15 protein-coding genes are annotated in these 12,644 nt (G+C 65.7%); 11 read left to right on the forward strand and 4 right to left on the reverse strand.

Going from position 1 to position 12,644, the window contains the following annotated elements; all coding sequences use genetic code 11:
* The coding region (locus tag NKH02_RS24515) for an SDR family NAD(P)-dependent oxidoreductase (RefSeq protein WP_352882173.1) at positions 1-476 on the forward strand (476 nt) is incomplete at its 5' end.
* Between the two features lie 61 nt (positions 477-537).
* Positions 538-1,632 (forward strand): alkene reductase, encoded by a 1,095-nt coding sequence (locus NKH02_RS24520; RefSeq protein ID WP_352882175.1) that lies wholly within the window; start codon positions 538-540, stop codon positions 1,630-1,632.
* A 131-nt stretch (positions 1,633-1,763) separates the two neighbouring features.
* Here NKH02_RS24520 and efp read toward each other — a convergent pair whose 3' ends face one another.
* Entirely contained in the window at positions 1,764-2,333 is a 570-nt protein-coding gene (efp, locus tag NKH02_RS24525; protein ID WP_013532351.1) for an elongation factor P, read from the reverse strand.
* 117 nt (positions 2,334-2,450) lie between these two features.
* Here efp and epmA point away from each other — a divergent pair, with 117 nt between their 5' ends.
* The gene (gene epmA / locus NKH02_RS24530; protein ID WP_352882177.1) at positions 2,451-3,497 is read left to right on the forward strand and encodes an EF-P lysine aminoacylase EpmA; all 1,047 of its coding nucleotides are present in this window, start codon (positions 2,451-2,453) and stop codon (positions 3,495-3,497) included.
* 28 nt (positions 3,498-3,525) lie between these two features.
* Here epmA and NKH02_RS24535 read toward each other — a convergent pair whose 3' ends face one another.
* Complete coding sequence (locus NKH02_RS24535) at positions 3,526-3,942, reverse strand: VOC family protein (protein WP_352869463.1); 417 nt, start codon at positions 3,940-3,942, stop codon at positions 3,526-3,528.
* A gap of 167 nt (positions 3,943-4,109) precedes the next feature.
* On the opposite strand from NKH02_RS24535, the gene NKH02_RS24540 reads away from it, so the two are divergent.
* The 6 genes from NKH02_RS24540 (at position 4,110) to lpxK (ending at position 9,728) form a co-directional block, all read left to right on the forward strand.
* Positions 4,110-5,453, forward strand: coding sequence for a TldD/PmbA family protein (locus tag NKH02_RS24540; protein ID WP_352882179.1), 1,344 nt, complete (start codon positions 4,110-4,112; stop codon positions 5,451-5,453).
* Complete coding sequence (locus NKH02_RS24545; RefSeq protein ID WP_352882181.1) at positions 5,440-6,243, forward strand: 3'(2'),5'-bisphosphate nucleotidase CysQ; 804 nt, start codon at positions 5,440-5,442, stop codon at positions 6,241-6,243. The genes NKH02_RS24540 and NKH02_RS24545 overlap by 14 nt, the downstream gene beginning before the upstream one ends.
* 102 nt (positions 6,244-6,345) lie before the next feature.
* Entirely contained in the window at positions 6,346-6,591 is a 246-nt protein-coding gene (locus NKH02_RS24550; protein WP_352882184.1) for a DUF4170 domain-containing protein, read from the forward strand.
* A 5-nt stretch (positions 6,592-6,596) separates the two neighbouring features.
* Positions 6,597-7,388 (forward strand): lysophospholipid acyltransferase family protein, encoded by a 792-nt coding sequence (locus NKH02_RS24555; RefSeq protein ID WP_352882186.1) that lies wholly within the window; start codon positions 6,597-6,599, stop codon positions 7,386-7,388.
* Positions 7,385-8,701, forward strand: a complete 1,317-nt coding sequence (gene waaA, locus NKH02_RS24560; RefSeq protein WP_352869471.1) for a lipid IV(A) 3-deoxy-D-manno-octulosonic acid transferase — start codon at positions 7,385-7,387, stop codon at positions 8,699-8,701. Before NKH02_RS24555 ends, waaA begins: the two co-directional genes overlap by 4 nt.
* A gap of 1 nt (position 8,702) precedes the next feature.
* Positions 8,703-9,728 carry a tetraacyldisaccharide 4'-kinase gene (gene lpxK / locus NKH02_RS24565; RefSeq protein ID WP_352882188.1) on the forward strand — a complete coding sequence of 342 codons (1,026 nt, stop codon included), beginning with the start codon at positions 8,703-8,705 and terminating at the stop codon, positions 9,726-9,728.
* Here the strand turns inward: lpxK and NKH02_RS24570 are convergent.
* Positions 9,725-9,961 carry a DUF2093 domain-containing protein gene (locus NKH02_RS24570; protein ID WP_031261032.1) on the reverse strand — a complete coding sequence of 79 codons (237 nt, stop codon included), beginning with the start codon at positions 9,959-9,961 and terminating at the stop codon, positions 9,725-9,727. The genes lpxK and NKH02_RS24570 overlap by 4 nt on opposite strands.
* Positions 9,962-10,131: 170 nt before the next feature.
* On the opposite strand from NKH02_RS24570, the gene NKH02_RS24575 reads away from it, so the two are divergent.
* Positions 10,132-10,683: a hypothetical protein gene (locus NKH02_RS24575; protein ID WP_352882190.1), complete on the forward strand. Its 552-nt coding sequence runs from the start codon at positions 10,132-10,134 to the stop codon at positions 10,681-10,683.
* Here NKH02_RS24575 and NKH02_RS24580 read toward each other — a convergent pair.
* Positions 10,661-11,605: a LysR family transcriptional regulator gene (locus tag NKH02_RS24580; protein ID WP_352882191.1), complete on the reverse strand. Its 945-nt coding sequence runs from the start codon at positions 11,603-11,605 to the stop codon at positions 10,661-10,663. The two genes, NKH02_RS24575 and NKH02_RS24580, sit on opposite strands and share 23 nt — an antisense overlap.
* 91 nt (positions 11,606-11,696) lie before the next feature.
* Between NKH02_RS24580 and NKH02_RS24585 the strand changes: the two genes are divergently transcribed.
* Positions 11,697-12,590: a DMT family transporter gene (locus tag NKH02_RS24585; RefSeq protein WP_352869478.1), complete on the forward strand. Its 894-nt coding sequence runs from the start codon at positions 11,697-11,699 to the stop codon at positions 12,588-12,590.
* Positions 12,591-12,644 lie beyond the last annotated feature (54 nt).

A 12,644-nucleotide genomic window follows, 5' to 3' on the forward strand; every position in this document is an offset into this window, starting at 1 on the left:
TGGCGCGGCTCGTTGCGCTCAACACGACCGCGCTTCTGCGGCTTGCCAGCGCCATCGCCCCGCGACTTGCGAAGGCGGGTGCAGGCGCGATCGTCAACATCGGTTCTGTGGTCGGGCTGGCGCCCGAATTCGGCATGACGGTTTACGGCGCGACCAAGGCCTTCGTGCTGTTTCTGTCGCAGGGGCTCAGCCTCGAGCTCGAGCCGAAGGGCGTCTACGTCCAGGCCGTGCTGCCTGCCACGACGCGAACCGAGATCTGGGACCATGTCGGCGCCGACGTTAACGCGCTGTCCAACGTCATGGAGGTGGACGATCTGGTTGACGCGGCGCTGGTCGGCTTCGACCGCCGCGAACCGGTGACCATCCCGCCACTCCCCGATGCCGGTCAGTGGGACGCGCTTCAAGCCGCGCGCCAGGCCATGCTTCCGAACTATCGGAACGAACACCCCGCCGAGCGGTACCGCACGGTCGCCTGAGCACCAACGAAACCACTTCGATAAACGACCCCGCCGCAGCGGGGACAGACAAAGGTGACCCATGACCAACAAAACGCTGTTCCAGCCCTATACCCTCGGCTCGCTGACCCTCTCCAATCGTATCGTCATGGCGCCCCTGACGCGCAATCGCGCTGGCCCGGGCTTCGTTCCAGGCGATCTCGCCGCGGAGTACTACGGCCAGCGCGCATCGGCAGGCCTGCTGATTTCCGAGGCCACGCAGATCTCGCAGCAGGGGCAGGGCTACCAGGACACGCCCGGCATCTACACCCAGGACCAGATCGACGGCTGGCGCAAGGTCACCGACGCCGTGCACGCAAAGGGCGGGCGAATCTTTCTACAACTCTGGCACGTCGGCCGCGTCTCGCACGTCGATCTGCAGGAGAACGGCGCCGCGCCCGTGGCGCCCTCGGCAATCCGGGCCGCGACCAAGACGTTCGTGAACAACGGCTTTGTCGAGGTTTCGGAGCCCCGTGCGCTGGCGCTCGACGAGCTTGCGGGGATCGTCAACGATTTCCGGCAAGCAGCCGCGAACGCCATTGAGGCCGGCTTCGATGGCGTCGAGATTCATGGCGCCAACGGCTATCTGCTGGACCAGTTCGCCAAGGACGGTGCCAATGTCCGCACGGATGCTTATGGCGGATCGGTCGAGAACCGCGCCCGCCTGATGCTGGAGGTTACCGCTGCGGTGATCGAGGAGATCGGTGCCGAGCGAACCGGGATCCGGATTTCGCCCGTCTCGCCCGCCAACGGCGTCTCGAGCAGTTCCCCTCAGGCGCAGTTCGACTATCTCGCCGATCAACTCGACGCTTTGGGCATCGTCTATATCCATGTCGTCGAGGGCGCCACCGGCGGGTCGCGCGATGTCGCGCCGTTCGACTTCGGATCGCTCCGCCGGCGCTTCAACAATACCTATATCGCCAACAACGGCTATGACCTCGAACTCGCGGCGTCGCGGCTCGCCGACGGCAAGGCGGACCTCTTCGCCTTCGGGCGCCCGTTCATCGCCAATCCCGACCTTGTGGAACGGCTGAAGACGCGCACGCCGCTGACGGAGTTCAACTCGGCGACGCTCTATGGCGGCGGCTCCGCTGGCTATACCGACTATCCCGCGATCGCCGCCTCAAGCAGCCCATGAGCTATCGGAGGGCGGCGCCTGCGAGGCAGCCATCCCACGTGACAGCAGCGCCTCAGGGCATCTCACTTTTCCCTGAGGATCGCTCGCCGAGGAATAACCGCCTTCGCCCTGAAGCTAAAAGACGCCGGCCCTCAGTCTTTCGCCCGCTCCACATAAGCGCCATCGGCCGTCATCACCACCACGCGGGTGCCCGGCGCGATGTGCGGGGGCACCAGCGTGCGCACGCCGTTGGACAGCACGGCCGGCTTGTAGGACGACGAGGCCGTCTGTCCCTTGGTTGTCGGCTCGGTTTCCACCACTTCGAAGGTGGCGCGCTGCGGCAGCACCAATGAAATGGCAATGCCGTTGAACTGTGACACCTGCACGGCCATGCCCTCCAGCAGGTAAGGCGCCATGTCGCCGACCACGGCTTCCGACACCGCCACCTGGTCGTAGGTTTCCGGGTTCATGAAGTGAAAACCTTCGCCGTCGCGATAGAGGAAGGTGTGCTCGCGCTCTTCAACGTAGGCGCGCTCAACCTGTTCGGTGGTGCGGTAGCGCTCCGAAACCTTTACCCCGTCGCCGATGCGGCGCATGTCGAGCTGCGTCACCGGCGTGCCCTTGCCTGGGTGGATGTTTTCGGCAAAGAGGATCACATAAAGCTTGCCGTCCTTGTCGACGACATTGCCTTTGCGGAGCGAACTGGCGATGACTTTCACCACGGTTTTAAATCCTGCAAGAAGAGTTGACTGGCGTTTGCCGGCTTGTGCGGCGCTGGAAGGGGGCCTAGCGCATCTTGGCCGCCGCCGCCAGCCCCATTCCACCATGATCTGCGCCCCATGACCGAAGCTTCGCCCTGGTGGACGCCGCACGTCCACGCCGACCGCCGCGCGCGGCTGATGCTGCGCAACGCCATCGCCGCCAGCCTGCGCGACTGGTTCGCTGCCCATGATTTCGTCGAGGTGGAAACGGCGGCCCTGCAGGTCTCGCCCGGCAACGAGGCGCATCTGGCGGCCTTCGCCACGCAAGCGATAGGGCCGGACGGTGCGCGGTCGCCGCTCTATCTCCACACCTCGCCGGAATTCGCCTGCAAGAAGCTGCTCGCCGCCGGTGAAGTCAGGATTTTCAGCTTCGGTCCGGTCTACCGCAACCGCGAGCGTGGTCCCTTGCACCATCCTGAATTCACCATGCTCGAATGGTACCGGGTGGGCGAAGGCTATGAGAGCCTGATGCTGGATTGCGCCGCCTTTCTGGCGCTGGCCGCGACAAGGGCAGGGGCGACGCGCTTTTCCTTCCGTGGCCGCGACTGCGATCCGTTCGCCGAACCGGAGCGGCTGACGGTGGCGGATGCCTTCACCCGCCATGCCGGCATCGATCTGCTGGCCACGATCGCCGCCGACGGCGCCACCGACCGCGACGCGCTTTACGCCGCCTTGACCCGGGCCGGCCTGCGTACCGCGCCCGATGATAGCTGGGCCGACCTGTTCAGCCGGGTGATGGTGGAGAAAGTCGAACCGTTTCTCGGGCAAGGGCGGGCGACCATCCTGTGCGAATATCCGGTGGCCGAGGCGGCACTGGCCCGGCCGAGCCCGAGCGACCCGCGCGTCGCCGAGCGCTTCGAACTCTATTGCTGCGGCGTCGAACTCGCCAACGGCTTTGGCGAGCTGACCGATGCCGACGAGCAGCGCCGGCGTTTCATCCTCGAGATGGACGAGAAAGAGCGCATCTATGGCGAGCGCTATCCGCTGGACGAGGATTTTCTGGCAGCCCTCGCCATCATGCCGCAAGCCAGCGGCATGGCGCTCGGCTTCGACCGGCTGGCGATGCTGGCCACCGGCGCGCAGAAGATCGAGGATGTGATCTGGACGCCGGTCGCGGTGTCCTGAATCACTCTGCAGCCCGTTGCTGAACTGCTCAATGCGCGAAAACCTGCTCCAGCGAGCGAAAGCCCTTGAATTCCAAGGCATTGCCCGAGGGGTCACGGATGAACAATGTCGCCTGTTCGCCGGGCTCGCCCTTGAAGCGGACCATCGGCCGTTCCAGCCAATCGATGTCGTCGCGTGCCTCCAGCCGCGTCGCCAGACGCTGCCAGTCGTCCATCAGCAGCACGGCGCCGAAATGGGGGATTGGCACGGTGATGCCGTCGACCTTGCCGTCGCTGGGGGCTTGTGCTGCCCGCGGCCGCAGATGCGCCGACATCTGGTGGCCGAACAGGTCGAAGTCTACCCAGGTCGTCGACGAGCGGCCGATGGCGCAGCCCAGCACCTCGCCATAGAAAACGCGGGTTTCATCGAGATCACGGACCGGGAAGGCGAGATGGAAAGGCGTCATCGAAAATGCTCCGAGCAGGCTGCGGACTGATTATGCGTCGCAGGGTTCGCGGTTTGAACCCTCAACGCTGCATTTTGATTGAAGCCCATGCCATTGCACAAGCCGGACCGGAACAATAGATGGGTGGGCAACGACCGGACGTCGGCCGCACCAGCAGGATTTCAGGCATGACCGATATATCAGACGCAGCAAAATTGACCGACCGCGTCGCGGCTCTGGTCGAGGCTGCCAAGAAGGCTGGTGCCGATGCCGCCGACGCGGTGGCCGTGCGCGGCCGCTCGACCGGCGTGTCGGTGCGTCTCGGCAAGGTCGAGGGCACCGAATCATCCGAGAGCGAGGATGTCGCGCTGCGCGTCTTCGTCGGCGGCCGGGTGGCTAGTGTGTCGGCCACCGCAGCCTCGGATCCCAAGATGCTGGCCGAGCGCGCCGTCGCGATGGCGAAAGTGTCGCCGCGGGATCCCTATCAGGGGCTGGCCGACCCGGCATTGCTCGCCAAACAGACGCGCGATCTCGACCTGTTCGATGCCACCGAAGTGTCGGCCGACCAGTTGAAGGAAGCAGCCCTTGCTGCGGAAGCGGCAGCCCTTGCCGTCAAGGGCGTGACCAATTCGGCCGGCGCCAGCGCCAGTGCGGGCCTGGGCGGGCTGGTTCTGGCCACCTCGCACGGCTTCCTCGGCCACTATGTCGGCTCGCGTTTTTCGCGCTCGGCCAGCGTCATTGCCGGCGAGGGCACGGGCATGGAGCGCGATTATGAATTCTCCTCGCGCCAGCATTTTGCCGATCTGGATGCACCCGAGGATATCGGCCGCAAGGCCGGCGAACGCGCGGTGCGTCGCATCGGCGCGCGCAAGGCGGCGACCGGGCCGGTCGACGTGGTGTTCGACCCGCGCGTCGCGCGCGGCATCGCCGGCCATCTTGCCGGCGCCATCAACGGCGCCTCGGTCGCGCGCAAGACATCGTTCCTGCGCGACATGATGGGCAAGCAGGTGGCCGCGTCGGCCATCACCGTCACCGACGAGCCGCTCAGGCGGCGTGGCCAGGCCTCGCGTCCGTTCGACGGCGAAGGCGTTGAGGGCGAAAAGCTGTTGATGGTCGAAAAGGGCGTGCTCAACCACTGGTTCCTGTCGACATCGGCCGCGCGCGAGCTTGGCCTCGTCACCAACGGGCGCGGCGCGCGCAGCGGCTCTTCCGTTTCGCCATCCTCCACCAATCTCGCCATCGAGCCTGGCGAGCGCTCGCCGGAAGAGCTGATCAAATCGCTCAAGACCGGGTTCTACGTCACCGAGGTGTTTGGCCAGGGCGTCGACATGGTCACCGGCGAATACAGCCGCGGCGCCTCGGGCTTCTGGATCGAGAATGGTGAACTAGCCTACCCGGTCGCCGAGGTCACCATCGCCTCGAACCTGAAGACCATGTTCCTCAACATGGTGCCGGCTGATGATCTCGACCGCAATTTCGGCACCGCCGCCCCAACGCTCCTGATCGAAGGGATGACCCTTGCCGGAGCATGACCTGACCACAGCCGGCGCCACCGAGGATTTGCTGCTGCTGCGTGATGCCGCCCGCGAGGCTGGTGTCATCGCCATGCGCTATTTCGGCAATAGCCCACAGGTCTGGATGAAGGGCGGCACATCGCCGGTCAGCGAGGCCGATCACGCCGCCGACGCCTATCTGCGCGAAACGCTGCTGGCGGCGCGGCCGGATTATGGCTGGCTATCGGAAGAAACAGTCGACGATCCGGTTCGGCTATCGGCACGCCGCACCTTCGTCGTCGACCCGATCGACGGCACGCGCGGATTCCTGGAGGGCCAGCGCACCTGGTGCGTCAGCGTTGCCGTCGTCGAGCATGGCCGCACATTGGCCGGCGTGCTGGAATGCCCGGCGATGGAGGAGACCTATTGGGCGCTGCCCGGTCAGGGCGCTTTCCGCAACGGCAAGCGCATCGCGGTGCGCAAACTGGCGGATACGGCCGAGATTTCCGGGCTGAAGCAGTTGACCGACCTGATGCCGGCCAAGTGGCAGGCGCGGCTGAAGCGGGCGCCTTACAGCCCTTCGCTCGCCTATCGGCTGGCCATGATTGCCAATGGCGTGCTGGATGCCACTTTCGTCAAGCCGAACGCGCATGACTGGGATATTGCCGCGGCCGATCTCATCTTGCGCGAGGCAGGCGGCCAGTTGCTCGACCGGCATGGCCGCGCCCCGCTCTATGCCGGCGAGGTGACCCGCCACGGCGCGCTCGCCGCCGGCAGCGGTGAACTGCTGGCCGTGCTCGCCGGCGTCATCGCCGGGCTGGATGCGTGAACGCGCTTTCCAGAGCGAGATGAATTCATCTCGCTCTAAGGTTCCAAAGTCGGCGGCTTTGGTCTAGACCTGTCACAAACTCACGATATGTGAAGGACCGACATGGCCGTGGAAGACGGAAAGAAACAGCTTTTGCATCTGGTGTTCGGTGGCGAACTGAAGAAGCTTGGCGGCAGCGAATTCCGCGATCTCGACGGGCTCGACATCGTCGGCATCTTTCCGGACTATCAATCCGCGCACACCGCCTGGAAAGCCAAGGCGCAAGCCAGCGTGGACAATGCCCACATGCGTTATTTCGTCGTTCATCTGCACCGGCTGCTGGACCCCCACAACAAGGCTGCCGGTTGACTTCGATGGAGCATGATCTGGCGAAAGGGCCAGCGAGCGAGGCCGCACCCACGGGCAGGGGACGCAGCCGCACGACCAAGGCCTTCTGGCGCAAGATTCGCCAACCGCTAGCGGAGTCGCGCTTCGTCAAGAACGCCATCGCCAGCCTGTTCGCCCAGTTCGTCCGGTTCGTGCGCCTCACCAATCGCGTCGTCCAGGGATCGGCGCGGTTTTCGGGCGGTGCCTATACCGAGTTCGAGCCCGTCATCATCGCTCTGTGGCACGGTCAGCATCTGCTGACGCCAGCCTACTACCCCAAGCGCAAGCCCCTGGTCGCCATGGTCTCACGCAGCGCCGATGCCGAGCTCAACGCATTGATGCTGGAGAAATTCGGCATCGAGGCGGTGCGCGGTTCGGGCGGGCGAGAAAATGCCAGGCATCTCGATAAAGGCGGGGCAAAGGCGCTTATCGCCCTGAAAAAGTCGCTCGCGACCGGCAAGAACGTCGCCATGATCGCAGATATTCCGCACGGCAAACCGCGCGACGCAGGGCTTGGCATCGTTCTCCTGGCGCGCCTCTCGGGCCGGCCGCTTGTGCCGGTCGCCATCACCACCAGCCGCCGCAAGGTGCTGGAGAAGAGCTGGGACAGGACCACCATCAACCTGCCGTTCGGCCGCTCGTCGATCGTCATCGGCCCGCCGATCTTCGTGGCGGCTGGTGCCGATGCCGCCGAGATGGAGCGCAAGCGCCAGGAAGTGACAGTCGCGCTCAATGCCGCGACCGCCGAGGCCTACCGTCTCGTGGACGCCACGCGATGAGCGGTCGCTGGGCGAGAGCCATGCTGTCGGCATACCGCTTCGCGGGTGCGGCCGCCTATCCGCTGGTCGGGCCCTACGTCGCCTGGCGCACCTCGCGCGGCAAGGAAGACCGCTACCGCCGCCGCGAGCGCTATGGCGTCGCCGGCCGCCCGCGGCCCGAGGGTCCGGTGATCTGGATCCATGCCGCGAGCGTCGGTGAGACCATAGCCGTCGTGCCGCTGGTCGAAAGCATTCTCGACTACGGCGTCAACATCGTGCTGACGACCGGCACGGTCACTTCGGCGCAGGTCGCCGACGAGCGGCTCGGTGACCGCATCATCCATCAATATGTGCCGCTCGACCTCAAGCCGGCGGTCAGCCGGTTCCTCGACCACTGGCAGCCGGATCTGGCGATCATCGCCGAATCCGAGATCTGGCCGATGACCATCCTCGAGCTTGGCGCGCGCCGCGTGCCGCAGGTGCTGGTCAATGGCAGGCTGTCCGACCGTTCGTTCAGGTCGTGGAAGAAACGGGCCAACATCGCCGAGGCGTTGTTCGAGAATCTGGCTCATGTGGTGGCGCAGTCGGATGTCGATGGCGAGCGCTTCCTCGCGCTCGGCGCCCGGCCGGTCACCGTATCGGGCAACCTCAAGGTCGACACGTCGCCACCGCCTGTCGACGAACGGGTGCTGGCGGCGCTGCGGCGGCAGATCGGCGCGCGCCCGACCTGGGCGGCGATCTCGACCCATGACGGCGAGGAGGTGGTCGCGGCGGAAGTCCACGCGACGCTGCACAAGCGTCACCCTGGTCTTCTGACGATCGTCGTTCCACGTCATCCCGATCGCGCCGAGGCGCTTGCCGCGCAGATTTCCGGCATGGGCCTGAAGGTCGCGCGGCGCAGCAAGGGCGACAGGATCACTGCCGACACCGACATATTGCTTGGCGATACGATCGGCGAGATGGGGCTTTATCTCAGGCTGACGGAAATCGCATTCGTCGGCCGCTCGCTGACCTCGGAGGGTGGCCAGAATCCGCTGGAGCCGGCCATGCTCGACACCGCGGTTCTCGCCGGCCGCAATGTGCAGAATTTTCGCGAGGCCTACCGGCGTCTGCTCGACAGCGGCGGCGCCAAGCTGGTGCGCGATCGCGACATGCTGGCCGGCGCCGTCAATTTCCTCCTGACCAACGAAGTGGCGCGCCACGAGATGATGGCGGCGGGCATTGCGACCGTCGACGAGATGCGCGGTGCGCTGGCCCGTACGCTGAAATCGCTTGAGCCCTACATCCAGCCGCTGGTCGTCAAGTCGCGCCTGAAGGGCGCGAACGGGCGCTAGCGTGACTTCCGAGGCACCACCATTCTGGTGGGAAGAGCCGGACTGGCGGGTCCTGGCACTGTCGCCGCTGTCGGCCATCTATGCGCTCGCCGCCGGCCGGGGCATGCGGCGGGCCAAGCGCGAGAAGATCGAGGCACCGGTTCTGTGCATCGGCAATTTCACCGTTGGAGGTACCGGCAAGACACCGGTGGCCATCGCGCTCGCCGAACAGGCCCAACGCATGCATCTGAAACCCGGCTTCCTGTCGCGCGGCCATGGCGGCTCCTTCGCCGAGCCGCATGTCGTCGATATCAATCACGACAGCGCCAAGCATGTCGGCGACGAGCCGCTGCTCTTGGCCGAACACGCGCCGGTGGCGGTGACGCCGAACCGCGCCGCCGGCGCCCGGCTGCTGCTGGAAAAGCATGGCTGCGATTTCCTGATCATGGACGATGGCTTCCAGAGCGCGCGCATCCATATCGACTACGCGCTGGTCGTCGTCGATGCGCGCTACGGGATCGGCAATGGCCGGGTCATTCCGGGCGGCCCGCTTCGGGCCAAGGTCGTCGACCAGCTGGTCTTCACCAGCGGGCTGTTGAAAATGGGCGAGGGCACCGCCGCCGACGCCGTGGTCCGCCAGGCGGCGCGCGCCGGACGGCCGATCTTCGAGGCTCGCACCGAGCCAAGCGGCAAGGCGGGGTTTGCCGGCAAGCGGCTCCTGGCCTTCGCCGGCATCGGCCACCCCGAGAAATTCTTCGACACGGTGCGCAAAGCCGGCGGCGAGCTGGTGTTGACGCGGCCGTTTCCGGACCATCATTTCTATGCCGAGGACGAACTTGCCGAACTGGCCGCGACGGCTGGCGCCGAGAGGCTCGGTCTCATCACCACCGCCAAGGACGCCGCCCGGCTGCGGCACGGCGCCTCACGGGACTTTCTCGACCAGCTCGAAGTGCTGGAGATCGACACCGTTTTCGAACTGGATCACGTGCCCGCGCGCATCATCGATGAAACGCTGGATGCCTGGCGCCAGCGTAAAATGAGGGGCTAGCCGCGCTTGCGCAGCTCCGGATGCACCTCGATTTCGCGGCGCAGGGATGCGGTTGCGCTGACATAGGGCTCTTGCCTGGCGACGCTCCAGTATTTCAACTCATCGAGCGGAATGCTTTCGCCGGTCACGGCGCAGCGCACGAATGCGCCAGGGCTGGTAACCTGGAAATCGCCATCGAGATAGCGGATGCGGGCTTCCTTGCTGCCGCCGGGGCCTTCGAAACGGTTCATCATGCAGGGACGCCGAGGTTCATGGGGATTTCATCGCCATAAATTTCCGGCGAGGTCAAGCATGTGACAAGCCTGAGACAATGCCGAACCCCTAATGTTGGGAAGAAAAACGCTGTTGACGGGGCACTATGGATATTTCCTCTGCTCGTCTTGCCGCCTTGTTCCGGGAAGCGATGACGCCGCGGGCCGTGCCGTCGGCGAAGGCCGATCCGGTAAAAACCGCTCTCGTGAAGGCGCTGGTGGCGCCGCCGGCGCCATCCGGCGCGCCCGTGCGCCCGGCAGCGACGCCGACACTGCCTATGATGTTGTCACCGGCAACAACCGTGAGAGCCCAGCAGACAGCATCGGCGGAGATGTTGCAGGCTTATCTGGCGCTCGCGGAACCGGACGGCGCAACAACCGGCGATGCCCCAGCGACTGCGGCGAGGACATCGGCCGACGGCGACACCACGCAACGTGGCCTGGCGCCGCCGCCGGCAAGGGTCGATGAGGGAGCCGCGGCAAGGGCCACGGCACTGCCATGGCTTGCGCTTCTCTCACCCGAGGTTCCGGCCCTGCGCCGCGCAGCCGACGCCAATGCGGTTGCGGGACGAGGGCAGGCGGCTTCCCGGTCGAACGTCGTGGCGCAGCCCGAAAGCAGGCAGATGAGCGTGGGGCTGACGTCGTTGGCTGCCGGGCTGTTGGCCGTGGCGATCGTCGGGTTCATTCTTTTGGTGCTGCGCTAACCTCGGCGTCGATGAAGGCTTCCATCTTTTCCGGCGCCAGCCCTGCCTGCACCGCGATACGGCGCGCCAGTTCCGCCGCGGCGGCCCGTGGCCGTCCCATCGGCCGGTCGAGCCAGTAGGACACCGGATTGAGGGCGGTGCGCTCGTCGACGGGAGCGATGCGGCCCGACTTCAATTGATGTCCGGTCAGCGGCGGACGCGCCAGCGCGATGCCGAGCCCATAGGCGGCGGCGTCGAGCACCAGGTTGTAATCCTCGAAGCGGCGGTCCTGCGGGCGCGGGCGGTAGTCAATGCCTTGTGCGGCGAACCAGGCGCGCCAGGCCGAAGCGTCGGAATCGTTGATCAGCGGAAATTTGAGCAGCCGGGCGGGGTCGCCGCGCCCGATCTCGCGGGCAAGCTCCGGTGAGGCGACGGGGAAGACATGTTCCTCGAAAAGCTGCACCGAGATGCGGCCAGGAATGCCGCCGCGGCCGCAGCGGATCGACAGGTCGATGCCTTCGTCCGCGAGGTCGGCCTGGCGGATGTCGACATCCAGCACGATGCGCAGCTTGGAGGGATTATTCTCCAGTGCCGCCATGCGCGGCATCAGCCACAGCCCGCTGACCGAGGGGATGGAGGACAGCCGCACCACGGCGGTGCCGCGCGGTTCGACCCAGCGGTCGGAATGGGTCGATATCAGCGCGAAAGCTTCCGTGGTGCGCAGATGCAGCCTGTTGCCTTCGATTGTCAGCGAGACGCCGCGCGCACCGCGATCGAAGACTTTCAATCCCAGCCAGTCTTCGAGCTTGGCGATCTGCCGGCTGACGGCGCCGTGGGTGATGTTGAGCTTTTCGGCCGCCGCCGAAAAGCTGCCTGTTCGCGCCGCCGCGTCGAAGGCGCGCAGCGTTTCGAGCGGCACCATTGTGTCTGAGCTGTGATCCATAGTCACAGGTGATCCTCGATTTGGTCGTTTGTCAATCGGCCCCAAAAGGCGTTTTCTGCCTTTCAGGACCGAAGAACACGAGGACGGTGAGATGGGCGCGATGACGGGCACGTTGAATTTGACACAGCGGATGGATACCGCGGCAGCCATCGCCGTGGCGCTCACGGTGGTCGGCTGGGCATCGGCCTTTCCGGCGATCCGCGCCGGCCTTGCCGCCTTCGGGCCGTTGGAACTGGGCGCGCTGCGCTTTGCCATCGCCGCCGTGCCGGCGGCGATCTTCCTCGCGGTCAAGCGTCCGGCGCTGCCCAGGCTGGACGAAGTGTGGCGCCTCGTCTTCGGCGGCGCCATCTTCGTCGCGCTCTACACCGTAATGCTCAATTTCGGCGAACTGACCGTCTCGGCAGGTGCCGCCGGCTTCATCATCAACGTCAGCCCGATCTTCACCGCCATCATGGCGATGGCGCTGCTTGGCGAGCGCTTCTCTGGCATGGCCTGGATCGGAACGGTGATTTCCTTCGCCGGCATTGGCGTCATCGCCATGGCCGACGGGCAAGGTCTGCATTTCAATACCGGCGCCCTGCTGGTGCTTGGCTCGGCCTTGTGCTCGGCCGTCAACACCATCGTCCAGAAGCCGCTGTTTGCCCGCCATCATCCATTGACCATTTCGGCCTCGAACATGGTGCTCGGCGCACTCTGCCTGTCGCCCTTCCTGCCGTCAGCCTTTTCGCAGGCGGCGGTTGCCGACACCGCAGGCCTTGGCGCCGTCATCTTCCTCGGCATCGTGCCCAGCCTGATCGCCTACGCCGCCTGGGCGACCGCGCTGTCGCGTCTGCCCGCCGCACGTGCCTCGAATTTCCTCTATCTGGTCTCACCCATGTCGGCGTTGATCGGCTTCTTCTGGCTCGGCGAAGTGCCGACGCTGCTCGGCATCCTCGGTGGCGCGCTGGCACTCGGCGGCGTCATTGTCGTGAATTTGAGGCGTTGACACAAAAGGCTGGAGCCATTTCCGGACTCAAATCCCGAGCCGTACCCGCCGTGA

Origin of the sequence: Mesorhizobium sp. M1396, assembly GCF_040317725.1 — a bacterium.
GTDB lineage: Bacteria > Pseudomonadota > Alphaproteobacteria > Rhizobiales > Rhizobiaceae > Mesorhizobium.